Annotated in this window: 18 protein-coding genes; 10 read left to right on the plus strand and 8 right to left on the minus strand. The window is 40.6% G+C overall.

Annotated elements, in window-relative coordinates; all coding sequences use genetic code 11:
* Positions 1-334 precede the first annotated feature (334 nt).
* Both CH352_RS07160 and CH352_RS07165 read right to left on the minus strand, forming a co-directional pair.
* Complete coding sequence (locus CH352_RS07160; RefSeq protein WP_207766655.1) at positions 335-4,012, minus strand: Ig-like domain-containing domain; 3,678 nt, start codon at positions 4,010-4,012, stop codon at positions 335-337.
* A gap of 50 nt (positions 4,013-4,062) precedes the next feature.
* Positions 4,063-7,647, minus strand: a complete 3,585-nt coding sequence (locus tag CH352_RS07165; RefSeq protein ID WP_100706131.1) for a hypothetical protein — start codon at positions 7,645-7,647, stop codon at positions 4,063-4,065.
* Positions 7,648-8,073: 426 nt separating this feature from the next.
* Here CH352_RS07165 and CH352_RS07170 point away from each other — a divergent pair, with 426 nt between their 5' ends.
* From CH352_RS07170 to CH352_RS07190, 5 genes are all read left to right on the plus strand, one after another.
* Positions 8,074-9,216 carry a helix-turn-helix domain-containing protein gene (locus CH352_RS07170; protein ID WP_100706132.1) on the plus strand — a complete coding sequence of 381 codons (1,143 nt, stop codon included), beginning with the start codon at positions 8,074-8,076 and terminating at the stop codon, positions 9,214-9,216.
* Between the two features lie 155 nt (positions 9,217-9,371).
* Positions 9,372-10,442 (plus strand): fatty acid desaturase, encoded by a 1,071-nt coding sequence (locus CH352_RS07175; RefSeq protein ID WP_100706133.1) that lies wholly within the window; start codon positions 9,372-9,374, stop codon positions 10,440-10,442.
* Between the two features lie 145 nt (positions 10,443-10,587).
* Positions 10,588-11,454, plus strand: a complete 867-nt coding sequence (locus CH352_RS07180) for a DMT family transporter (RefSeq protein WP_100706134.1) — start codon at positions 10,588-10,590, stop codon at positions 11,452-11,454.
* 4 nt (positions 11,455-11,458) lie between these two features.
* Entirely contained in the window at positions 11,459-13,150 is a 1,692-nt protein-coding gene (locus CH352_RS07185) for a glycosyl hydrolase family 67 (protein WP_100706135.1), read from the plus strand.
* 43 nt (positions 13,151-13,193) lie between these two features.
* Entirely contained in the window at positions 13,194-13,784 is a 591-nt protein-coding gene (locus tag CH352_RS07190; RefSeq protein ID WP_100706136.1) for an MORN repeat-containing protein, read from the plus strand.
* On the opposite strand, the gene lsa20 is transcribed toward CH352_RS07190, so the two are convergent.
* The gene (lsa20, locus tag CH352_RS07195) at positions 13,785-14,366 is read right to left on the minus strand and encodes an LIC11469 family lipoprotein adhesin Lsa20 (RefSeq protein WP_100706137.1); all 582 of its coding nucleotides are present in this window, start codon (positions 14,364-14,366) and stop codon (positions 13,785-13,787) included. It lies immediately after the preceding gene.
* A 3-nt stretch (positions 14,367-14,369) separates the two neighbouring features.
* Positions 14,370-15,845 (minus strand): discoidin domain-containing protein, encoded by a 1,476-nt coding sequence (locus CH352_RS07200; RefSeq protein WP_100706258.1) that lies wholly within the window; start codon positions 15,843-15,845, stop codon positions 14,370-14,372.
* A 179-nt stretch (positions 15,846-16,024) separates the two neighbouring features.
* Between CH352_RS07200 and CH352_RS07205 the strand changes: the two genes are divergently transcribed.
* Both CH352_RS07205 and CH352_RS07210 read left to right on the plus strand, forming a co-directional pair.
* Positions 16,025-16,456: an Rrf2 family transcriptional regulator gene (locus CH352_RS07205; protein WP_100706138.1), complete on the plus strand. Its 432-nt coding sequence runs from the start codon at positions 16,025-16,027 to the stop codon at positions 16,454-16,456.
* Positions 16,457-16,531: 75 nt separating this feature from the next.
* On the plus strand, positions 16,532-17,533 hold the full coding sequence (locus CH352_RS07210) for an alpha/beta hydrolase (protein WP_100706139.1): 1,002 nt from the start codon (positions 16,532-16,534) through the stop codon (positions 17,531-17,533).
* Positions 17,534-17,553: 20 nt separating this feature from the next.
* Here the strand turns inward: CH352_RS07210 and CH352_RS07215 are convergent, their stop codons facing one another.
* Positions 17,554-18,453 carry a LysR family transcriptional regulator gene (locus CH352_RS07215; RefSeq protein WP_100706140.1) on the minus strand — a complete coding sequence of 300 codons (900 nt, stop codon included), beginning with the start codon at positions 18,451-18,453 and terminating at the stop codon, positions 17,554-17,556.
* A gap of 91 nt (positions 18,454-18,544) precedes the next feature.
* Here CH352_RS07215 and leuC point away from each other — a divergent pair, with 91 nt between their 5' ends.
* The 3 genes from leuC (at position 18,545) to CH352_RS07230 (ending at position 21,616) form a co-directional block, all read left to right on the plus strand.
* Positions 18,545-19,948 carry a 3-isopropylmalate dehydratase large subunit gene (gene leuC / locus CH352_RS07220; protein WP_100706141.1) on the plus strand — a complete coding sequence of 468 codons (1,404 nt, stop codon included), beginning with the start codon at positions 18,545-18,547 and terminating at the stop codon, positions 19,946-19,948.
* Positions 19,945-20,571: a 3-isopropylmalate dehydratase small subunit gene (gene leuD / locus CH352_RS07225; protein ID WP_100706142.1), complete on the plus strand. Its 627-nt coding sequence runs from the start codon at positions 19,945-19,947 to the stop codon at positions 20,569-20,571. The genes leuC and leuD overlap by 4 nt, the downstream gene beginning before the upstream one ends.
* A 127-nt stretch (positions 20,572-20,698) precedes the next feature.
* On the plus strand, positions 20,699-21,616 hold the full coding sequence (locus CH352_RS07230; RefSeq protein WP_100706143.1) for a lysophospholipid acyltransferase family protein: 918 nt from the start codon (positions 20,699-20,701) through the stop codon (positions 21,614-21,616).
* A 56-nt stretch (positions 21,617-21,672) separates the two neighbouring features.
* On the opposite strand, the gene CH352_RS07235 is transcribed toward CH352_RS07230, so the two are convergent.
* The 3 genes from CH352_RS07235 to CH352_RS07250 form a co-directional block, all read right to left on the minus strand.
* Positions 21,673-21,942: a hypothetical protein gene (locus tag CH352_RS07235; protein WP_100706144.1), complete on the minus strand. Its 270-nt coding sequence runs from the start codon at positions 21,940-21,942 to the stop codon at positions 21,673-21,675.
* 144 nt (positions 21,943-22,086) lie between these two features.
* Entirely contained in the window at positions 22,087-22,893 is an 807-nt protein-coding gene (locus CH352_RS07240; RefSeq protein ID WP_100706145.1) for an enoyl-CoA hydratase-related protein, read from the minus strand.
* Positions 22,894-23,586: 693 nt separating this feature from the next.
* The gene (locus CH352_RS07250; RefSeq protein ID WP_100706259.1) at positions 23,587-25,002 is read right to left on the minus strand and encodes an OmpP1/FadL family transporter; all 1,416 of its coding nucleotides are present in this window, start codon (positions 25,000-25,002) and stop codon (positions 23,587-23,589) included.
* Between the last annotated feature and the right edge of the window lie 213 nt (positions 25,003-25,215).

The following is a 25,215-nucleotide window of genomic DNA, read 5'->3' on the forward strand; positions in this document are numbered from 1 at the left end:
TTCCTGCAACCTATTTATGAAAACAGGACAAAAATTGTGACTAAATGCTCACTATTTTTAAATGCAAGTATTTGAATAAATTTCCTTTTCATTTTTATAGCACGTTCTAACGATCGTTATGAAATAATAGGTGCTGTTCGACAGAAATCGAACGAAAACTTTTGCGAAACTGTAGCAAAAGAAAATCAAAATTACACAATACTAATTGAGTGAAGACTCACTCATAAGCTTTTTCTAATTTACTTATCCGAGAAGCTTTCCTTAAAAAAAAACCGAAAGGGTTTTTCCCTTTCGGTCATTTCGACATATAGTTTTTCGAAATAGCTAGGAGTGTTTAAGGGCAGACAATCAGAGATGCAGGATCTGTTACAGCTTGTCCTACAAATCTCATTCCTCCTAACAGATACGGATCTGCAACTTGAGGAGAACTCAAGGTGAAAAATTGTACCTTATCACTCTTCGCACTGATCGCGCAGGATGCGTTTCCTGCAGGGTTGATCAATTTAGGGAAAGTGATATCCGGAGGCATTGGGATCTCTTTCATAATACTGTTTACCATTGGGATCACCAAAGTGGTGACTAACGGAGAGATCACGGACTTGATACCATCAGGATCCAAGCCGAACGGATTGTAAGCTTGTCCTTCCAAAACTTCTACCGCATAATCCATATTATTCACTGGATCCAAGATCACCTGAAGTGCGTTTAAGTTAGCAAGTGCAGGATTATTGGTAGGGTTAGAGAACATTTTGAAACGGAAGTCCGCATCCGCAGCAAAACTGATCCTAACTGTTCCAAGAGTTTGTTGGTAACCGTTCGCTCTTGTATCCGCTTGGCAATCCGTGAGTTCGTCATCTAAGAGACCGGTGCAAGAAGTAGGTTTCTTAGCGATGATCTGCAATTGCATTTCAGTAAAATACAATCTCATCTTAGGTATTCCTGCGGAAGTCATAGGTTTGAACTTCACGTTAGGCGCATGGATTGGAGACATCACCATATCGATATCATCATAAGATTTTACAGGAGGTGCAATCGCATTGGATCCGTTCAATCCTTGTAACTTGTTTCTTCCTGGCACAAGGATTGTAACCAAAGGAGAAGCTTTTAAGAAAGAAGTGGTCAACGCAAAGAGAGGATCTGCTCCCGCGAAAGCGTTCATTCCATCAATGAATGCCTTATTCAATACAATATCCAATCCCCTTCTCTGCCATAAATGGAATGCAGCCTGAGAGATTGTGTCAGTGTGCATTGAGATCAAGAACCCAGGGTTCGCAGCAGATTGACTGAACTGATAAGTAGAAGGAGGCGGATTCGCCGCGGTCCAAGTTCTGGTTGTAACCATTCCGGTTTTACCCGATTGGGTTCTAAGTCCACCTGCAGGGTTATAATTACTGGTGAATGCAAAATCCAAAGAAGTCACAAGACCCTTATTGGTTCCGTCATGTTTGATAGCTGCGTCAGTATTCAGTTTAAATTTCACAGTTAATGGGAAATTCCCAAGAGGAGCAGGAAGATAACTTGGTAAAGTGATGGTCACTCCTGTATCTCTTAAGTCGGCGATCACAGAGTTCAGAACGTTTGGAGCGATCCTTTGCACGATATCTCTGAGCATGTATTGAGTGATGATCTGCTTCACCTGGTCCACAGTTAAGTTCGCCATATTACTCAATTCTGATCTACCTACGAGTGCCTCAATAATAGTGTTGAAACTTTCACTACCATGAATGTAGGTCATAGGCTCCGTATACATGAAGTCTGAAGTATCTTCCCCAGGATATAAACCTGCTAAAGTCATATGTAAAGGGTTTGCCCACGGGCGAATGAAGAAGTTATTCGTATTCGCAAGAATATTTGCAACACTCGGATTATCTGGGAAGTAATCGTCGTTAACTGTGAATGGGGTCCTAACGGTCATATTGATCAAACCGTCTGAAGTCACAGTCATATTATTACGTGCACGAGCTAATGCCAAACGAGGTTTGGAAAGTTTTACGTTGTTCCAATCGTAACCTGCTGGGTTTAAAGTTCCTTCGACTGCAGGATCCCAGTTCAGTTTAGCAGTGGTTCTGAACACAAGTAACGCACCCGGTCCATTGAATGCTCCATACCAGTCTTCGAAACGAGAGACTACGAGAAGATCCACTTCAGTGTATCTGGATTTTAGATCCAGACCCAATCCAGGAGCGACCGCCCCGGAGCCAGGATTTACTTTTAGGTCAGCAACAACGTTTCCTAATTGGGTCCCTGTTCCTGCAGCACAACCATGAGTTGCATTATTTGATCCGCAAATAACTGTCTTAGGAAGTCTCATGTCCGTAACATATACATCCAAGGTAATCGCTGCGCTTCCATCTGCAATCCCACCGGAAGCCACATTTAAGATAGCGCTGTATTTAGAGAATGGTCCCGGAGCGATTTTTTCGATATGATAAGAATCGAAGAAACAAGCTGGGAATGCGCAGTCTAACGTGTCGTCTCCTGCAGAACCTATATCTCCGTCCGGTCTACCGAATGCAGAAAACACCGTAGAAGTATAACCGCCGTTTTTATAAGATTTTGCGTCTGTAGGATAATGGCAAAGACTCCAAGCTGCCTCTCCCCAATGGAATAGGTTTTTACAAGCCGCAGGATAATTTGCATTATTCTGATTTTGCCCGCAGTTATTGGCATTATAAATATTCCACCAATCGTCCCTGCTTACGCCGCTTGCTCTTTTTTTAGGGTGATAAGGAGGTCCGTTATCCGTAACACAGTCAGGGTGTCTCACATAACAATATCCCTGACCTGCACCGCCGCCGGATTTAGAACCAAATACAGGAATATATTCAAAGGCCTTGAATGCAGCTTCGTTCGCATTACCCGACATCTTAGCGTCTTGTCTCATACAAGCTTCGCCGATGTTCCAGGCCCCGTTATCGTAGAACTTTTTCTTAGGAAAATCAGGCATTCCTAATAAGAATTCTTGGAAAGTACGAGGAACTCCGGTTGAATCCTTCACTTTGAAGGCACCGGTAGTATATTTCTGGATTGCTTTCCCTAAGAATGGAAGCATTTGCGCCTCGTCCATCACACCGTTAGCTACGTAAGGAAGAACGTTATTTGCATTCTCCAATTTACCGTAGTTAAAGCTGAAATACTTACGGAAAGTCTTTCCATTCGTAGTGGCGATCTCATAGTAGTAGGTATTCCCACCAACAGTAGGAGGAACTTGAGAAGTATTCAAGTTGAGAGAAATAGGTGCGCTCATCGAGCAAGGAGGAGTCGTACAAATATCCTGAGCAGTATTTGCACCGATCTTCTTCAAAAGAACAGATTGGATATAATTTTCACCGACTATTGGATTTACATAAGTTGAAGCCAACGTTAACGCTGCAGACTGATCGAATGTCATATCATTCGTGCCGTTCAGAGTATATTGGCTGCCTTGGGTAATCTTATTTGTAAGACTATAATCCAGTCCAGTTCTGAAAGTGATCGTATAATCTTCCAGAGTCGCTCCACCTATGGTAGCAGCATTCGGATTAATTGTAAGAGTATAAGTTTCTCCAGGCTTTAACTCCCTATATGGGTTAAAGCGAAGCTTCTGGTTACTCATCCAGTAGAATTCTCCACCTGGAGTCGGCCCAGTTAAATTTCCAGAAGCGCCGATAATAGCGAAACTTTGCTCTACTGTAGTCTTATTCATTGGGTGTGAAAAACGGATTTCCAACTCTTTGTATCTGTCCACGTTTTCAGTGGAGTTGATGAATAAGGTTGCCTGAGGATTGGAGGAACCGAAATCTACAGGAAGAACAGCAGTATCATTGTCCACACTGTTGTAAGGAGGCTGAAGATTCGGATTCGAATCGAATATTCTTCCTCCGGAAAAGAATCCTAGGTCGAAAATATCCGACATTGCAAATCCTTTCAATTTTTCAGGGCTACATCCTAAAACGCCTGCCCACAAAACAGAAAGGATCGCGAGTTTGATTCCTTTATAGACATTAGAAATTTTTCTATTTTTCAAATTCATTTCCAGCCCTCGATTTATTTTTCCCAAAAAAATTCTTCTCTTCATTATTCTCACCGGGTGAACACCGTAACAAACCTATCCCAATAGGTGTCAGAGTTTTCATCTGCGTTAAATCTGTCGTAAAATACGAATCCGTCCGGGAATTGTTTTTTACCCGTGGAAGCAAGATCCGCAAAAATACCCATCAACACTCCTGCCGTATAGATCAGTGAGCTTTCGTCTTCTCTTTGTGTTTGTATCATATCCGACATCAAAAGTCTTTTGGCGTCCTTGAATATGGATTTAAGTGAATACGGACTTCTCATATCCGCTTCTAAATAAGAGTAAAATTCGCCGTTCTTAACGATGCCCATCAACACTCCTACAGTGCTTCTTCCGTAAGGAGCGGAGACTTGCGCAAGATCCGCCGTATCAACACTTAATAAATTCGTAATTAAGTAATCTTGAGTGCTTGACTGATCACGAGTAAGTCCGCCCAGAAGATCCACGATCCCTGTCAACTGAGCGTTGGTAGGAATATTGTCTATGATCATGTCCATAGAGAAATCCAAGGTAGGGATCAAACTATAAACGGAATCCGGATCGAAATAATCCCTTAGACGAACTGCCCAATTTCCTAACCTGTCCCACTCAGGATCATAGATATTTGCAACACGGGAGTCAGGGAATGCCGCAAGCATATCTCTAACTTCTCCCAAGTATGTTTCTAAGTTGAATTGAACTGCAGTAGGACTTTCGTTCGAAAGTTTTACTTCTCCGATCAAATCCGCGATGGATTGGAATGTAAGAAGTGCGCCACTTGCTCGTTCCGGTTTCCCCATCTCTGCAAGCATTTGAACGAATGTAGACAGAAGGTCCGTTCTGGACATTAGGTTCAATAGTCCGTCTTGGTATCTTCTTTCATTCTCTGCGAGAATAGAAAGCGGAGAACGTACCGGTTTACTGGAAACCGGATCGATATAGCGGAAGAAATATTCGCCTTCAGTAGCGGAGTTACTTCTTACACTAGAGTCAGAGTTCACGATCTTTACAACATCGATCGTTCTTCCACCGCTATTCGGCTCAGGATCTGTGATCCTTGAGAGAAGTGGTCTAGTCAAAGCAGCACTGAGTCCAGTCAAGATCTGGAATGGATTCTTGTTCAAGCTTGGACTTGCTTGGTCGTCCAAGGTCCATGCAAGAGAAAGTATCAAAGGAAGAAGTTTGTTTCGCTGTCCCCAAGATTCTTCTACAGTTTTTCCGTAAAGAGCCACATTTGGTCCGGAAGGAAGAACCTTTTCGGTAGTTAAGAAAGAAAGTCTTTCCATGACTGCAAAGTTAGCCGCAATCACCTGAGGAATTACTCCATAAGAGTCTTCAGGGCTCGGATAAAAAATACTATAAACGGAAGCATCACCTAAACTGTTGAAAGTCAAAGAATTGGAACCGCTCGTTCCGTAATCCCAAGCTTCCAGATAGAACATACTATCTCCAGGAATATCAGAGTAGTTCTCTTGCAGAATCGGGACTCCAGGTTGTCTGAAATTAGGCTGAGTAGAACTTGCGCAACCTGGTTTTATAAAAGTGTTTTTAATCTTCCAGATCGCATTGATACGATCTGCACAGGTAGATCCATCTTGCAGAACTGGTCTTGCATTCATTAAGCCAGTCATACCGTTTGCAATTAAGGTCACAAAAGCGGCCATCTTGTATGGAACTCCGGCACCCAAAGAAGCCCGAAGAGGGATCACAGCTACCATTCGTTTTTCATGAAGAAGCCACTGGAAGTTCTTGTAGATCGCTTCTTCGTCAGTATTCACTGCTCTTTCAGTAGCATTATCTTTTGGAATTTCCCAAACAGGAATACTCCACCCTTTTGCACCGGAAGCGTTTGCCCCTGCAGCGACTGGAGTGAAAGAATTATTGGCGATCACTGCATCCGTTTCTCGACCGCCTGGGCCTACCCATTTACAAATCGTCCCGCCGGTGCAAGAACCGCTTGCGGTATTAGAAACTTTAATTCTATATTCAGAAGTATTCCAAGATTCTTTATAGATCAGGTCTACTCCGGTTGAATCTCTATAAATTTTTCCATCCAGAGTGAGGATATTCCCACCTGAATCTACACGGTTTTTATTATAGTAAGGTCCTCCGCCTGAGATTAAAACAGTGCGGATCAATTTCATGATGAACGGAATTGTTTTTGTATAAACAGGATCGTTAGCTGCAGGAATAATCGCCATGTCCGGAGATTCTAATAGTGTCAAAGTAGGAGTATTGATCCCGATAGAAAGTGCAGTAGGAGTGCTCGCATCAGCATTCTTAAATACCGCACCATCTACTGAACTTTGGTTCATAAAGGACTTGATCCCGATGCTCCCTGTCATTGCGGATCTCATGGAATAAATACTATCTCCCACAGTGAGAACTCCGCCGGTCATAGGACCGCCGTTACCTGAACCATTTGGCTCCAATCTCATAATAGAAGTGTCTGCAGGATTTTCCCAACGGAACCCATAAGTATCGGATAAAGTTAGAATGAACATCAAGGATTCTAATGCGGTGATAGGGCTACTTGTGACATTCGCAGGATTAGCTCTATCCAATCCGGAAGCATCCATACGGATCAATTCGCGAAGAGAATTATCTACGCCGGTAATACTAGAGGCGAAATCGAACTTGGCGAAATTTTTAGCCATCTCCAAGGAAAGAATAACGTTAGGATCCGAAGTATAATTCCCTCCTCTTCCAAGCATTGGTCTCAGATAACGAAATGACTCCGTCATTACGGAAGCGAACTCAGTAGGATACGTTGTATCTCTGTAATCCGCAAAGGCAGGGTCGGAATAAATAGATCCACCCGCAGTATAAAATTTTTCTAAATTAACTACTAGGTTTTTCAAAACAGTCTCGGAAGACTTTGCGTCGCTGAAACCGGCTCTTTGGCGGAAAGATTTTCCAAGAGCGGAGATAATCTGGATCATTTTCTCTTTCATCACTCTATCGGAGATAAGAGAAGGATCTACCATTCCTTGTAAAAGTCCTACGATTGCCTGCTTTGCATTCGCGTTTTGGTTGATCGCCTTATCCAGCACATCTTCCAATTCTACGAAAAGGATCCGAATTTCAGGATCTTTTAATACGGCAGAAATCTCTTTGAACTTGGTTTCCATGGTTTCTTTGGAATAATTTGTGTACATGTACTTCAAAGCAGTCTGGCTAAGTGGTGCCATATTACGAAGTACAGGTTTACGATAAGTGCGCAATGCCTCCAACCACGGTTGGAGAACATCGAACGCGTTATTCGGAGCTTTCTCTATACGATCTAAGAGAGAATGAACTCTGATCAGAGACTGACGCACATGAGCTTCCGGTTTCAGAAGAAGATCTCCGGAAACTCTTAGGAATCCCACGATATCCTCTCTGTAAGGGATACTCATGGACGATTCTAATTTAAGATTAAAATGAATAGGTTCTAAACTTTGGAAACCAGATTTGATAGAAGGATAATCATCAAACAAATTAAAAAGGCGAATTCCTTTATAATCTACGTTATCGTAAAAAGTATCCGCGCTTGATTTTTCACCGCCTGCCTGACAGCCCATCCCCAGAGCCAAACACAGCGAGAAAAGAATGTGTGCTTTCTTTATATTCATATCTATTAGCTTATCCTAACAGTTTCTTTCCAAGTGTGGACAGCATAGCGATCGCTACATAAAGTAGGCTTATATCAGGCTTATATTTCCGGCGCATTTGAAAAAAAATAAGCGAGACTCTATAAAAAGTTTCCGGGTGATTTTGTGCTCTTTTTAAAATAACAATTGTTATTCAATATAGGTCTTTCCGATTGGAAGTCTCAATCTATCTTTTGAGACTTCCATTTTGTCCATTCGAATTAAAACTATATTACGAAAAACGAAATTACCGTTCTATCCCTTAGGAGATAGATTTTAAATAACAAGTGTTTTGTATAATTTATTCTAGATTTCGTTCTAACTTGTAGAAGTGCCTACAAAATTCACCTCAGTTCAAGTGGCCTCAAATCGCAAAGGGAATCCTTGACAACTTAGTCAGAGTTTTCAATGTCTCCAGTCGGAATGGGAAGTCATAGTTACTACAACCCGGAGATTTGGTTCCAAATCCTTTGGGCAATCACCCAGTTCGGGACTGCGCTAGGAATTCTAATGTCTCTTGGGCAGCTTGTTATGGAGAAAAAGTCAGCTCTAAACAGGCTTTTGGCCCTGATTTTCCTGATTTTGGGCCTGATACAAGGGAGCTTTTTACTCTTAGTTTCCGGTTTATATGTAGAATTTCCCAGGATCTCTCTTATCCAATTCCCACTGATCGCATCCGTAGGCCCGATCCTATTTGGGATCCATAACGTAAGCCAGGATAGAGATTCGGAAGAAATCTCTTATTTGGGATTAGAGCAGAAACATCTAATTCTGCCTTGCCTAGTATGGGCTGCATATTTTCTGGCAGTGCTACTTCTTCCCCAAGATTGGATCTTGGAAAAAATTTCCATTTTCTTAAGAGAAACTGGATGGAATGAGGGAGAGGTCTTACTTTCTTCCCCGATCTTGATCCTGATCTTTTATATTTTTCTGATCTTAAAAGGAAGTTCGGACCTTCTACGGTGGGAGATACTACAAGAAGAATGGACTGCTAGGATCTTGGCATTCATGGTAATTTCCACATTCTTGAATCTTGGATTCGGTGCGGTTTACCTATCTAGCAAGTCACCCATTTTCCTTCTCGCCTGCTCCTCAATGATGGGGATAAGCCTTTGTCTCGCATATCTAATCGGACACAAACGCCCGGAATTCTTCCAGGCATTCCAAGAAGTGAGCCAAGCCACCAGACAAAAATATGCACGTTCTCTACTCTCCGGAGTAAATAGACATGCACTCAGAGACAGCTTAACCCAACTGATGGAAAAAGAAAAATTATATAGAGATGAGAAATTGGGACTCGCAGATCTCGCAGACGAACTTGCACTTTCCACTCACCAGGTTTCAGAACTGATTAACCAAGAGCTTGGAAAAAATTTTTCCGCTTTTGTAAATGATTATAGGATCCGAGAAGCATGCGAACTTCTCCAAAAAGAACCGGAGAGATCTATTTTGGACATAGCATTCGAAGTTGGATTTGCCACCAAGTCCTCCTTTCATAGAGCATTCCAAAAGCATACAGGCAAAACTCCTTCCGAATTCAGAGGAAGCTAATTAATTTGAGGCCAAACTAACCGGTATCTCTTCTATTAACCGGTAAAAATTTATAGATTGGGACAAATACACGGTTGCATTCGATCAATTGAGACGACTCTTTCCAAAAATTTCCGTAAGATATGGATAACCGAAAACAAAAACGGAGGAAACCGATGATCGCAATTACAGAAAGACCGACCGTCCAAGTTCCAACTAAACTTTATACTAGATTGTCCCAAAAGGAAAAGAGTAAGAAGATCATGAAATGGATCCGATTCCGGGACAAAAAACTTCGTGGCAAATTTGAATTTTTAAAACACCAAGACGAGTTAGGTCTTGCGATCACCTTGGGTTCCGCTGCGGGGATGATTTTATTTGCGGGGCTTTATATGGCGGGGATGATTCCTGCTTGGACATGTATCGTAGCAAACGCTGTGCTCGCCTCAATTCTACATGAAGTCGAACACGACTTAATTCATAATTTATATTATAAAGATAATCTAAAGATCCAAAACTTCATGTTTTGGACTGTATGGATCTTTCGCGGAAACACTGTCAGTCCTTGGTACAGAAGAATGATCCATACTCTTCACCATAAGGTTTCAGGTCATAAAGAAGATATAGAAGAACGTCTGATCGGAAATGGAATGAAGTTCGGATTAAAACGTTTTATCACCATGATGGACGGGAATATGTCTTTCTTATTTCAATCACATATCCTACGTAGAGAAGCTCCGAAATTTAAAAGAAGTGAGATCACTCGTTCCAGTTGGCCTTACCTTGTGATCTATTTTCATCTCTGGTACAATTTTTTATTCATAAATCTTTTCTATATCGGAAACGAATTATTAGGAAATCCTGTAGAAATCCCTGCTTGGTTGGATACTGTCCGACATTTTCTGAATATTTCAGCAGTGGTTTATACAATTCCAAATTGGATCAGACAAACAAGTATCCAGATTGTTTCTTCCAATATGCATTATTACGGGGATGTAAAGGGACTTCATGACCAAACCCAAGTTTTGGATCGTTGGTTCTTATTCCCTCTTCATCTATTCTGTTTTAATTTTGGAAGCACTCATGGGATCCATCACTTTGTAGTGAACCAGCCTTTTTATCTCAGGCAAGCGGTCGCTCCTTTTGTTCACCCTGCAATGAAACGTTACGGGATCAGATTTAACGATTTCGGAAGTATTTTCAGGGCGAATCGTTTGGGAGAAAAGGAAACCTTAGCTGCGGCGTAAAGAATATATTCTTCTTGGATATTGGACTCGGGTGAAAACCTGAGTCCTTCTTCATTTCTAGATTATTACAAATCATAGAAATCATTTATAAAGCAAAAGTAATTCCTTTCCGTTCCGAATAGGCATCTGAAATTAGTCCTGCAATATGCAGGAAAACAGACTTAGGACCTATCTTGAATTTCAAGTTTCCCAAATTATAATTAGTGGAAACGTTTTGTTTGCTCAGGTTCTTTCGTATTCACCTTCTTTAATCACCTGGGGAAGAACATTATTCGCCGCTAGTCTATTGGGTTTCGTTCTTTGGTTCAGAAAGAGACCGTTCTTCTTTCCTACTAAAAGAGAAAATTGGATCTCCTTTTCTTTAGGAGTGCTTCTCGCATTTCACTGGGTTACTTTCTTTGCATCCGCACAAGAAGCTACTATCGCAGTGGCAGTGCTTACCCTATTCACTCATCCAGTCTGGACAGTATTACTTGAACCTTTATTCTTCCCTTCTAAGATCAGAAGTCTGGATCTGGGACTTGCAGTTCTAGTTCTTTTTGGAATGTGGATCTTAGTTCCAAGTTTCGATCTTGAAAACAAATATCTTCTGGGTGTGGGACTTGGACTTTCCTCTGCCTGGGCAATGGCGTTCAGAAACATTCTCACTAAAAAATATCTTTCCGGTCATGGATCCACACAAGTGATATTCCATCAAACTGCTGTTACATGTATTGTTTTAAGTCCTGTCTTATTCTTTGAAGATCTATTTATCACTCCCAAGGATTGGGGACTAGTCATTCTGTTAGGAGTATTCTTCACAGCGGTAGGACATACATTCTATATCAAGTCTGTGTTCAAAATGAAAGTCAAAACAGCGGGATTATTATCCACTGTGCAACCTGTATATTCTGCCATTCTTGCCTGGGCAATTTTGCAAGAAGTTCCCAGAAAAGAAGAATTCATAGGTGGAGCGCTGATCCTATTTGCCGCCGCCCTCGAATCTTTTAGATACAGAAAAAAAACGGAATAGAAGAATGCTCTCTCTTGTAGACGGATCTGCTCCTTTCTTCCTGGAATCCAAAGAAAAACATCTGAATTGGTCCAAAGCACCATTGGCTCATTTGGAAAAATCTTCCCTCCCTTCTAAGAAAAAACATAAAAGGATCAGAGAATCCTTTTACAAATACGCTAAAAGAATTTCTAAATTAGGATTTAATGCGATTAGTCTGGACGAACTTTGTTACCTTTCCGAAAGAGATTTTTATCCGGAGGATCTAAAGCGTAAGATCTCATCCTACCGCAAAAAGTATAAGAAATTATTCAAGATCGCTTCTTCCCAAGATTTAAAAGTATTTATCACGAGTGATTTTTTCTCTATCAATGATTCTATTCTGGCGCATACTGACGGAAATCTCGACAAGATCGTCCAACTTTTTAAAGAATCTTTAGAAGATCTATTTTCCAATTTTGCAGAAATTTCCGGAATAGTGCTCCGTATCGGTGAATCTGACGGAGTAGATGTTACAGGAGATTTCAGAAGTAAACTTCTCCTTAAAACTCCGAAACAGGCTAATTCATTTCTGAAGGAAATCCTACCTATTTTTGAAAAACATAATAAAATCTTGATATTCCGCACTTGGACCTTAGGAGCTTATGACATAGGAGATCTAATCTGGAATCCAAAGACATATCACAAGGTATTCCAAGATATACAAAGCAAATCCCTTATTATTTCCTTTAAATACGGGGAAGGTGACTTTTTTAGATATCTTCCGATCAATCCTTTATTTTTCGAAGACGATAAACCCAAACTTTTAGAATTACAGGCAAGAAGAGAATATGAAGGTTTCGGAGAATATCCAAGCTTCGTAGGATGGATGTATGAAAAATATAGATCCGAACTTTTAGGAAAAGCTAATATTGTAGGGATCAGTGTCTGGACTCAAACAGGAGGCTGGTCATCATTCAAGAATATCACTTTTTTAAAACGTTCTTCTTATTGGAATGAATTGAATACATTCGTTTCCGTTCAGTTATTTACAAAACCGGAAAGAAGTTTAGAAGATATACTTCTTAAATTCTACGGCAAAAAGAATGCGGATCTATTTTTAGAATTTTTACGCTTAAGTGAAGAATTGATCCTGAATCTTTTGTATGATCCTGGATTTGCCATACAAAGTTTTTATTTACATCGTGTTCGTATCCCACCCATACTTCATATTACCTGGGATAAGATCACAGTTTCCGATCCATTCCGGTTCTTATATTCCATTCTAAATCCGGATCCAAAAGAATCACTGAGATTAGGTGAGGAAGCATTCTCCAAACTTTCTCGTATGAAAAAGATCTCTGAAAAACTGGATCTACCTTACGATTTCCAATTCCAGAAAAAGACATTTCGGCTTATTCTAAACGCAAGAAAACTACTCTATTCCGAAAATCCAGCTTTATTAGCCGAATCCAAAAGACTCTCAAAAGAATACCATAGGAAATATCCTAAAACTTTTCGTTTCCAGTTCCAGGCATCCAAGTCCAAACCTTCCCCTTTGATAGGATTTCTACTGAAATTATTTTTGAGGAATAGAAGCCGCTATCGTCTACGCGACAAAATCTCGTTTCATCCGGTTTTGCGTAAAATCTACTATCTGGTATTTCTAGGGATCAAAAACAAACTCCCCGATTTTATCAACCGGCAGGGGATGCCAGTCAGAGAATTATTACAGTGAAATCTTAATTGACGAAACTAAGTTTAGGGGGAAAAATTTTACTATGGTTAGAATTTTCTCAGTTACCTGTTCCATTTTCGCATTTTTCATAATATTCAATTGTTCTTCCACGGAGACCAAGGATTCTTCCGAATCTTCCAGCGCTCCTGCATCCAGATCAGAAGGTGCAAACTCTGCTTCCAATAGATCTTTCAGTCCGGACCAAGAAACTGAAGACGGTCGTTGCGAATCAGGCAACTGTGAAAACGGCACCGGTACCTATGTGTATTCCACTGGAGATATATACACGGGTGGGTTCAGTAGCGGAATGAGAGAAGGTAAAGGTAAATTCACCTACAAAAACGGAGATAAGTTCGAAGGAATTTATGTAAACGATCTGAAAGAAGGAGATGGAATGTATTTCTACTCCAACGGAACAGTGATCCGAGGAAATTTCGCAAAAGGTATTATCAAAGGTTCCGGCAAAGTTACATTTACCGACGGAAGTATTTTAGTAACTGAATTTACAGACTCGAGCAATTCTAATCCTGGACCTTACACAAAGAAAGACGGAACAGAAACTGAATGTTATCTGGAAAATAAAGTTTTAGTTTGCGTAAAACCGGACCCTGCAGCCACTCCAACTCAGCAATAGTCATTCATCAGAATGGGAATGTGATCCTGTATTACTCCATTCTTTTGCCTGAGCCGGATCCACTCTCACCAATGTATGCACGATCTGAAACGGGTCACTAATCCAATTCGGCATTGTGCGTATTTCTACGATCCTGTACCAAACGGCGCCAGGATCCACCTGGAATAAATGATTCACACAAAGACATTTAAATTTAAAACCAAAACCGAATTCAGGGGGATTAACTGAGTGAGGAGCCGCAAAGAAGTATAACTTCTCTTTTGTTTCGTTCTTATATACCAATGCAAACTTGCGAGTTTCTCCAGGACCCAAAACTAATTTTGAACCTTCTATCAAATTAGAAACCGGAGCCAAATTCAAATCTGAAACAGTATTGGTATCCCAGAGTTGAACCGGCCTCTGGGAAGCCAGTTCATAAATTTTCATCTCCCCGGGAAAACCCTTATAGATCCAATCTATGTGAACTGGAACTCCCCCCTTTTTCCCGGATAGATTCAGGGAAAAAGAAGGATCAGAACTTTTTTCCTTTTCGCAAGATAGAATACTCAAAACGAAAAGTAGAAGGGTTACTCTCTTAAACAAAGTTTATTCCTGAACCAATTCCAAAGTTGCAAACTGAAAAACTTTTCCTGGGTTTTCGTTTTTTATGAAAAGTTTATTTCCGGATTTACGAAGAAGTATCTGTTCTTGAAAAATTTTCTCTCCATTCTCCGAATCTTCACTATTATTACAGTCCCTTCCGCAACCATTGCAATCCCCGCCGTAATAATCTTCATTGTACTCTCTTTGGCTCATTTTGCGCACAAGACCGAATATACGAAGTTTTAAACCGTCAGGCTTTGCTTCTTTTACTTCATAATTTCCTAATGCGAAGAAACTCTTATTGATCTGCCCGGATCCATCTGCCTCAGTCGTATTCCCTTCAAAAAAAAGGCTTCCGTCGGATCTCAATCTTAAAGTCCAATTAGAAGAGATAAGACCGGATTCTGGAGTTTGCTCTTCTCCTGTAGTTCCGTCTGCCGGAGCTTCCGCTGGTTGAGCAGGTTGTTCCACACTTACATTTGCGGAAGTAGGAATATCTCCAGTATATTCTCCTCCTACATAACTCCAGTTCAGAACGTTATCTACGTTAGCTGCAGTGAATTGGAAAAAGTTATTTTTAGCGATCTTCTTAACTTGTTCCATCGGATTCGGTAGGATCCAATCGTCTCCGTCTGAAAAACGGATCTCGCTGATAACGAGACCTTTATAATCTTTTCCAGTATAAATAGAATCTACTTTAAGTTTTAATTTTTTGCCTTCGAAGGTTTTGGAGAATTGGATAGTCTGAGGTCCCATGATATCCCCCACTTCTATCTTTTCTTCAAAGCCGTTATCTCCAGTGATCGTTGCCGTTTTTAATCTTCCATTTGTCTGGCAATGTCTGTCGGATCTTTGGTAACCATTCCAGATCTTGATAGATTTTATTTTTTGAGTTTCCTTAAAATCAAAATCCAGCACAACTCCCGGACCTTTTTTATCGGAAGCCCAAGCATATTCATATCTGGAATCGAATAAATTCATCACATCATAAGAAAGATTCGGCTTAGCAGTTTCGGATGCAGTCACGGAAGCTTCTACAACTTTTGGTCCCTTCCATTTCATTTTGGAACCTTTGTCGTCGTAAAAGTTTACTTTTTGCACGCATAGATTTGTATTTCTATGAAAGTTAAAAGTGACTGAACGAGTGCTTTTAGGTGCATCGAAGGATACGGCAGCAGTCGATCCGGTGGACAAATCCTGACTATATTCATCAAAATTAATATAGGCAGTAATAGGATCCGAAAAGTCTCCATTGCAGGATTCTATTTCTATTTTTGATAATAAGAAGGTCTCGTCCGGATAAAAATGAAGTTTAACGAATTTGGCACCTTCTTCCGGTCTCCATTTTTTTCCGTCCAAGATCTCGAATGGAAGCCCACTATCCATGGAAGTGGCTGTGATCATGGAAACAGGCAATTTTTTACCGCAGTGAAAAAAGAACAATGCTCCTAATAATAGAGTCGAATATTTAGTGAACATAGGATGCCTCCGAGAAATTGCAGAAATCAGAAATATATTTCTTAAACCAGGGGAAAACGAAAAAATAAGCTCGAATTTGTTTTTTATTCCCTCTCTGGAGAAGTTCTCAAGATTTTCAGTCGTCTGAAAAATGATTGGCGAATCCAATCGTATCGTCCATTATCAACTACGGAGGAAAGATGTCGATTCCAAGCAGATATTCTATAGCGATCCATATTCTTTCCTTGATCGACAGGGATGGAGAAGAAGCCAGTTCTTCTCAAATTATGGCGGATAGTATAGGGACCAATCCGGTTGTAGTCCGAAACATCCTGGGAAAACTAAAAAAGGCTGGTCTCGTTGTTTCCAAACAAGGAGTGGCCGGGGCAAAACTTGCCAGATCTCCAGAGGAGATCCAACTTTTGCAGATCTATAAGGCAGTGGAAACGGAAGCCCCCTTATTCTCGATTCATGACAAGCCGAATCCGAAATGCCCTGTTGGTAAAAAGATACAAACTACTTTGACCGGAATTTTCCAAGAAGCTCAATCCGCTCTCGAAGCAAAACTGGGCGAATTCCATCTTTCCGATGTGCTATTCCAATTGGATTCTGAAAAGAAAAAGCGGGCGTAAAGTCCTTGCCTCAAAATAAAGGGTTCCTAATATCCTTTTCGTTGCTCATGCAATCCGCAAAACACGGAGAAAAGGATGAAAAAAATATTCAAACGGGTTTCGATCGGCCTAGGTGCAGTGCTTATCGCCTATTTGGGGATCTATTACGCTACATTTCCCAAATACGAATTCCATCCCAAAGCGGACTTAACTCAAAGTTTCGACTCGTTTTATAAAAGTAAATTAGAAGAAACCAAATCACTCCACGGTAGACCAGGCTCGGAAGAAAAACTGATCCGCTACTCTCCCGGTAAAACGGAATATGCAATTCTTTACATACATGGTTTCGGCGCGTCCCGCGCAGAAGGAGAAGAGACTGTAGATAAAATTTCCGCCTCTCTCAAGGCGAATACTTACTACTTAAGACTTCCCGGTCATGGAACAAACAACGAAGATCATAGAGATACTCCTTTCACGGAGTATCTTCGTGTGGCGGAAGAAAGTCTATTAATGATGGATAAATTAGGAAATCAAACTATACTGATGGGAACCAGTATGGGCGGTTTGATCTCCGTTTATTTGGCCGGAAAATATCCGGATAAGATCAAGGACCTGGTATTATTCTCCCCATTTTTCGATTTTGCGGTTCCCTTGGGTAAAATATTCTTTTATCCGGGAGGAATGACATTTGGAGAAATTATCCAAGGGAAGATCAGAAAGTCTCCTCCTAAAACGGCGGACGACGGGATTGGAGAACATTATTACGAACATTGGTATAAGGACCAGTATTTATCCGCGATCCAACATGTAAGTAACGCAACCAAATTTGTTCTCAGCCAACATAGTTTCGAGAAGATCAAGGTCCCTACTCTATTAGTATATTATTATAAGGACAAGGAACATCAAGACAAAACGGCAAGCGTCGACGCAATGCTGAAAGGTTTTGATCAGATCGGAGGAGATAATCCCAATCCACTGAATACAAAGGCTAAAATTGAAGAAGGAAGCCATGTATTAACTTCTAAACATGTATTCTCCGATAAGGAGAAGGTCAAAAAAGAGGTTTTAGACTTCTTACATAAGACCGGAGTAAAATAAAATTTACGACCTTCTTCCTTTCAAAGGGAAGAAGGTCCTCTCTCCGATCCCCATTCTTTAGCGGATCTTAAAATTTCTTCGGCAAGTAATGCGAGCCCCGGTCCAGATTTTTTACGATAACAAAGATAGAATTTCCTCTCCGTATTCCATTCTTCGAATTTTATTTTTTTGAGATTAGGACCTATAGAATACTCGGATAAAAATCCGATCCCAAGCCCAGCTTCCAAGGACTTGATAACTGATTCTACACTCCTAAGTTCCATTGCTATCTTAGGTCCGAATTCTTTGGAGAATGATTTTATCCTCTTCTCCACCGCTTTCCTAAGCGCAGATCCCGGATGGAATAGTACGAAAGATTGTTTTTTCAGATCTTCTATTCGTATTTTCTTTTTTAGAAAAATGGAATGGTCCTTGGACGCTACCGGAAAGATCCGATCGGAAAGAAACTCCAGAACATTCAGGCTAGATTCGGAGATCGGGCCGGTAAGAATCCCCAGGTCCACTTCTCCTTTTAAAACTGCGTCTTTAGTTTCTCCGGCATCTCCTTCTCTTACCGAAAGAGAAAGTCCCGGTCTTTTTTTTAGGATCTCCTTTAAGATCTGAGGCAAGATCCAAGCAGAGACTGTTCCACCTGCCGAGATGGAATAATTTCCTTTTAGTTCATTCTCCTTGGAAAAAGCTTCTCGTATCTCTTCCCATAATTCTTTCATTCGGATAGAATATTGGTAAAATTTTTCGCCTTCATGGGTGAGCCTAACCGACCTTCCTCCTCTTTCCAAAACGCTTACACCTAATTCTTTTTCCAAAAGATAGATCTGTTTGGAAAGCGCAGGCTGTGTTAATCCCAAACGAGACGCTGCCTTTTGGAATGTGCCTGATTCCGAAATTTCCAGAAAATAAACGATCTGCCTGAATTCCATAACTACATATAACTTTTAGTTATATATTTTATAAAACCAATTTATTTGCATTATATTAGTAAATTTGATACCTTCTTAGTAAGAGGGAAATATGGGACAAACTCTATACGACAAAATTTGGGAAAGTCATCGGATCACCGAAAATTCGGACTCAGAGTCCATTTTATATGTAGATCGTCATATTCTTCATGAAGTGACTTCTGCCCAAGCGTTCGAAGGCTTAAGGAATAAGAATAGAAGTATAAGAAGGACAGATCTCACTTTCGGAGTGGTGGACCATAATGTTTCCACAAGAGATCGTAAGAACAGAGATGCTGCGGGACCTGTCTCCAGATTACAAATCGATACGATGGAAAAAAACTGTGCAGACTTCGGCATACGTCTTTTCGGTCCGGAAGATCCAGATCAAGGAATCGTGCATGTATTGGGTCCTGAGTTAGGATTTACCATCCCAGGTTCCGTAATTGTATGCGGAGATTCTCATACTGCAACTCATGGAGCATTCGGTGCATTGGCCTTCGGGATCGGAACAAGCGAAGTAGAACATGTGCTTGCGACACAAACTTTAAAACAGGCCAAAACAAAATCTATGTTAGTACGTTTTATTGGCAAACCCGGTTTTGGGATCACAGCCAAAGACGTGGTCTTAGAACTTATCTCTAAGATAGGCACCTCAGGTGGAAGAGGATTCACCATGGAATACAAGGGAGAATGGATAGAGTCACTTTCCATGGAAGGTCGAATGACTCTTTGTAATATGAGCATCGAAGCCGGAGCAAGAGCAAGCTTAATCGCACCGGATCAAATCACATTCGATTATTTGAAAGATAGAAAGCTGATCCCGAAAGGAAAAACTTTCGACCAAGCGGTAGAATATTGGAAAACATTCTTCACGGATAAAGACGCAGTATTTGATGAGATTATAGAATTAGATATTTCTAAAATAGAACCTCAGGTTACTTGGGGGATCAATCCTTCTCAGTCTTTATCGATCGGAGGCGTTGTTCCGAATCCCGAGGAATTCCAAGACACCCGAGCTAAAGAAACAGCTTGGAACGCTTTGGAATATATGGGTTTAAAACCGGGAACTCCGATCTCCGAGATCAAAATTGACAAGGTATTCATAGGATCTTGCACGAATTCAAGGATAGAAGACTTGAGATCCGCAGCAGAAGTTGCCAAAGGTAAAAAAGTCCATCCCGGAGTCCAGGCATTGGTTGTGCCAGGTTCCGGTTCCGTAAAACGTCAGGCGGAATCCGAGGGGTTGGATATAATTTTCAAAGAGGCAGGATTTGAATGGAGAGAGCCTGGTTGTTCCCTTTGCCTTGCGATGAACGATGATGTATTAAAACCAGGAGAAAGATGCGCTTCTACTTCTAACCGTAATTTTGAAGGAAGACAAGGCAGAGGAGGAAGAACTCATTTAGTAAGTCCTTCCATGGCGGCGGCCGCTGCGGTTACCGGAAAATTTTCAGATGTGAGGAAATTGGCATGAACCCTAAAATTTGGACGATACATACTGGAGTTCCGATCTCTATCCCAAGAGAGGATATTGACACAGACCAAATCCTTCCTAAACAATTTATGAAATTGATCGATAAGAAAGGTTTTGGAAAACATCTATTTCACGATTGGAGATATTCCGACCTAGAAGGAAACATTCCAAATCCTGAATTCATTTTGAACCAAGATGGATTTAAGAATGCAAGTGTTCTTGTGGCAGGAAAAAATTTCGGCTGCGGCTCCAGTCGGGAACATGCTCCTTGGGCGCTTTCAGATTTCGGATTCAGAGCGATTTTGGCTCCTTCTTTTGCGGATATTTTCTCAATTAATTCTGCAAAGAACGGAATTGCGCTCATTCGTTTGAAAGAAGAAGAGATCTCTTATCTAAATGAATGGGTTTCTAAAAATCCAGGAAACCCTATTAGGATCAATCTGGAAAATTCAGAAGTGCAAGCGGGAGATAAAACATTCTTCTTTCATTTGGATTCCGCCTCCGTAAATCGGATCCGAAACGGCTGGGATGATATTGATATCACTCTGAAAAATGCAAAAGAGATCCTTGATTTCGAACAGAAACGCAAAGTAGAAAGGCCTTTTTTAGAAGTGTATTGGTGATCCACTCCCTAAAATTTTTGTAACGGTGCTCTGCACAATAGATCTTAAAAAACCTTTTATTAGCTGGAAAAGAATTCGGGGAAAATTAATATGTTCGTCATTCTTTCGCTTCTAAAAGGAACCTAGAGTGAGTTTAACAGAATCCATTCATGATAAGATCACATCACCTATAGTTAAGATCCCGGATTCAGCCCTAAAAACCGGGATCTATGACTTAACCAAGGAAGAATTGGGTCGTAGGATCGAACTAAGAGAGGGAGTGAGCTTGAGATATGTCACTCCTCACAACAGAAGAAGATGGCTCTTAGATCGAATCTTATTCGGCTCCGATCTTACTTTTTTGTACGGATATTTCCGCCAAATCATAATCGCAAGACAGAATGCTCTGAAAGGAAAATTTTTCGATCCTCGTTGGATAGAATTATCAGGCGGGATCTTAGACTTGATAGAAGGTTGTGAGGGAAAATTCCAAATAGAAAATTTAGAGAATGTTGTTTCTCCCAAGGGACCAGTGGTTTTTGCCGGTAACCATATGAGTGTTCTCGAAACTTTCGTTTTTTCTTATTTTTTAGTGCCTCATAGAAGGGTGACCTACGTAGTTAAAGAAAGTTTAATAAAGGGTTACTTCGGTCCTATCATGAGAAGTAGGGATCCGATCGCAGTAGGACGCGATAATCCGAGAGAAGATCTAGTAAAAGTATTGGAAGAAGGCGTAAATCTTCTGAAAAAAGGAATTTCCATCGTGGTGTTTCCTCAAAGCACAAGGACAAGGACATTTAATCCTGCAGAATTTAATTCTATCGCGGTTAAACTTGCTTCCAGAGCCGGGGTTCCTGTAGTTCCTTTTGCGATCAAAACCGATTTTTGGGAGAATGGTAGGATCTGGAAGGATCTAGGTAGCCTTTATAGGGAGAGAAAGATCCATATGAAGTTTGGTCCTCAGATCGACACTAAAGATTCCAGAAAAGCCCAGGAAACACTTTTGAATTTTGTATTAGCTAATTTAAAAGAATGGAATGTAGAAATTCTTTCCGAACAAAAATAAAATATACATGCGGATCGAACAATAGCCGATCCGCTTTTTTATATTGGGGAGAAGGTTTAGTAACCTCCCCCGCCTCCTCCTCCACTTCCCCCACCGTAACCGCAAGCAGCAACGGCCAATAGATATTGGGAAGAACATGCGGTATTTGCATATCCTGGGTTTTCGTTAGAGCAGGTTAAATACAATGCAGCTGCTGCACTGCAATTTTTCTTATCACTCTTATCATCTCCTCCGGTCCCGTATAAATCGTTATACGCATCACAATTTACAAAGCCGAGTGAAGATAGAAATAAGAGTAAGATCAAAATCCTATTTTTAGTTCGCATAAACATTCTCCATATTATGGCAGATAGATTTTTTCAAACAATATCCGACTGATAAGGAACCGCAATGGTTTTAGGATTAGATCAGTATTATTCGGAACCAACAATACAATTTTGGAAATAGGGAATGTCCGAACTTGTTTTATTTTAACGAAACCAAAAACGATCTCCATCTAAGAAACGTTTTACACCTTCTTTGGTGCTTTTGCTTTCCATTACTGGAAAAGTATTTCTGGCCTCTACGGTTAATGCTTCTTGTATAGGTAGATTCCAACCTTCCAAAGCGGAATTCAGATCTGCAAACATTGCATCTCTAGGTTGCTTGCAAAGTTGCGTCGCATAAGAAAATGCCCTTTCTAAACCTTTTCCTTTTTTGACAAGTTCCCATACTAAGCCTAGTTGGTAGGCCCTCTCTGCACGGATCCTTTGTCCAGTGAGTATCAATGGTAATGCAGATCCCCAACCAAGTAATCTTGGAAGATATACAGTGCCTCCGTCTACTAGAGGAACTCCCCATCTTCTACAAGCAACAGAAAAGATTGCCTGAGGTTCTGCGATACGAATATGGCCATGACAAAATAATTCCAAACCACCTGCATATGTATAACCGTGAGATACAGTGATCACAGGTTTTTTTTGAACAATCCTTGATCCTCCCAACGGGCCAGGATCATTCTTCGCATATTCTTCCCTTTCTACTTTGTTTAGATATAAATTAGCCATTTTATCCAAACCGGAAAGATCTGCCCCGGAGCAAAATGCCTTATCGCCTGCTCCATGCAAAACAGCCACGGTAAGTTCCGGATCTTTCTGGAAAGTTTTCCACGCCTCCACAAACAGATCTGCCATCTCCTTATTCACTGCATTATGAACCTCAGGTCGATTCATAGTGATCTGAAAAATTTTACCGCCCGCAACTTCGTGGATATTCGTAATCAATGGAAGATCTGACATGCGTAAAAAAGTAAGCGGATCTTAGTAATACAGAAAGAACTTTTTTGAGAAGATACGAGAACTTACGTTTTAGTAGGAATTCAAACCTTATGAATTGTTTTTAATGCTTAAATATTCATTTTCATTCGATTTCTTCGAATTCGGTTAGATTTCGATTTTTAGAATATTCTATTTATTTCGGAAATATACCGAATCAAGTTGCTCCTTTACTCAAAAAGATCTACACTTAAGAAATGGATAATAGAAGCCAGAAGTCGGACCAAAAGTACCGAATGAGAACCCAACCGGGCGGCGTCGTGATTCATTCAAGAGCTCAGCCCCAGAAACCAATCAAGTACAGAACGGGAAAACCGGAAGAGGAAGAAATCGCCTCCTTTTGGGTATTTTATCTTTTCCTATTTATAGGATCGTTAATACCGATCGTAGGAGTATTTCCTGCGTTTATCCTGTTCTCGTTTGCGAAAAATAAGTTTTTCAAATTTCTACCGCTTGTTCTGAGTATATTAACTAGCAGTTACGCTCTGTATGTAAGGGCACACTCCGGTTCGGTATTCCAGCAGCTAAGAAATTTCGTCTACTAAGCCGAAGAAACTTTAAGGACTTAAATTCTTCTTTAGAAAGGATCAATAAGTCCAGATCAGCTTTACCTTTCATTAAAAAGCCGGAAAAACCGGCTTCTATTGACTTATTATATCAATCAAAAGTTTTTACTGCTCCAATGCTGAAGGATGGAATTGCTGCTCTTGCATTATAAGAGTAACCTGTTAAATTCGCGTTACCCACACTTCCTACTGCATGAGAAAGATCCCAATCAGTTCCCTTTCCACCTTCGATCGTTTTTCTAGGAATATTATAACTTACCGCCAGATCTAAGCTCCAACTATCGAACAAATAACTTAAACCAGCAGAAACAACATCCGTAAGAGAGAAAAATCCGCCCGTTGTTCCACCTAAAGCATTACTTTTTACTAATGGAGAATTATAAGAATATCCTCCCCTCAGTATCCAAGAAGGAGAGGCCTTATACTCAACCCCCAAAATGACCGCCCATTGGTCTCTAAAATTCAAATGGGCATCGGCAGAACCTGTCTTTCCTAAAGGAGTAGGAAGCCACGGATCTTCCAAGGTCTGGTTTGCTTTTCTTAAATAAGAACCATAGTTGGTATACACGAAATCCAATGCGAATTTCAGATTTTCAGGTCCAAATGCCAGACCTAATACATGTTTTTCAGGAAGATCGAACGTATAAGAAACCCCAGTCTTACGATAGTAATTCGGATCGTTTGTTCCGACAGTGTATCCGCCATTTAGAGGAATTCCTACATGAGATTGGTATGCATACGCAATCCGGAAAGAATCTGAAAAAGAATAATTGGCTCCTAAAATTCCTCCTAAGGCGAAAGCGTTTTTGGAACTCTCATAATAATAACCTTGGCCAGGGATCTCAATATTACCAGTAACATCATAATATTTTTGATTCAATTTTTGAGTTCCGTAGGCAAGTTCAACGCTTCCACCCAAAGATAAATTCCCGAACTTGACCGAGAGTCCGTTTACTAATTTAAAGACTGCAAACGTATTTGAATTAGATTCCTTGATCTGTTTTGAATTTCCAAGAGGCCCAGGCAAATTAATATCCGCCCATTGGTTCACCGATTCTCCAGTGGGGGTATTTCTTGTAATCTTATCAACTCCCCCCGAAGCCCCTCCTGGAACATAGAATGTGACACCATAATTGATAGTTTCAGTAACTGGAAGTTTAAATGCGATATAAGGGCCAGGGCCAACCACGTTAGTCGATTTATCATTCTCATATACAAGCTCTGGATTTGGATCTTGGAAACGGTCCCTATATCTGTTTTGAATAATAGAAGCACCCAAACCGAATTCTAATTTTTTACCTTTGACCAAGGACAAATTTGCCGGATTCAAAGCCACATCCACAGGAGAACCTCCAAGCGCGTAACCCGCTCCGGCAAGACCCAAATATCTCGAATTGATCGCATTGAAGTATAGTCCATCGACCGCCAAAACTTCTCCGCTACCAAAAAGGAATAGTAAGAATATTATAAAAACTGAATACCTATTTCGGACAAAACCTCTCTGCATCTCTGATCCTCCCAGAACCCTGATAGGAAAAGCCTTTCCGAAAATTTCTACCATAGCACCTAAAAAATCCAATAAAACGAATCCAATTTCTCAAAAGGATAGAATATATTAGGCAACTATCCCATATTATTAAATAGAACACATCAAATATACAATTAAAACAGAATTATATTTAATATATTAAAATAATTATGGATTTTATAGAAATAAAAT

Source organism: Leptospira hartskeerlii, from assembly GCF_002811475.1.
In the GTDB taxonomy this organism is placed as follows: Bacteria; Spirochaetota; Leptospiria; order Leptospirales; family Leptospiraceae; genus Leptospira_B; species Leptospira_B hartskeerlii.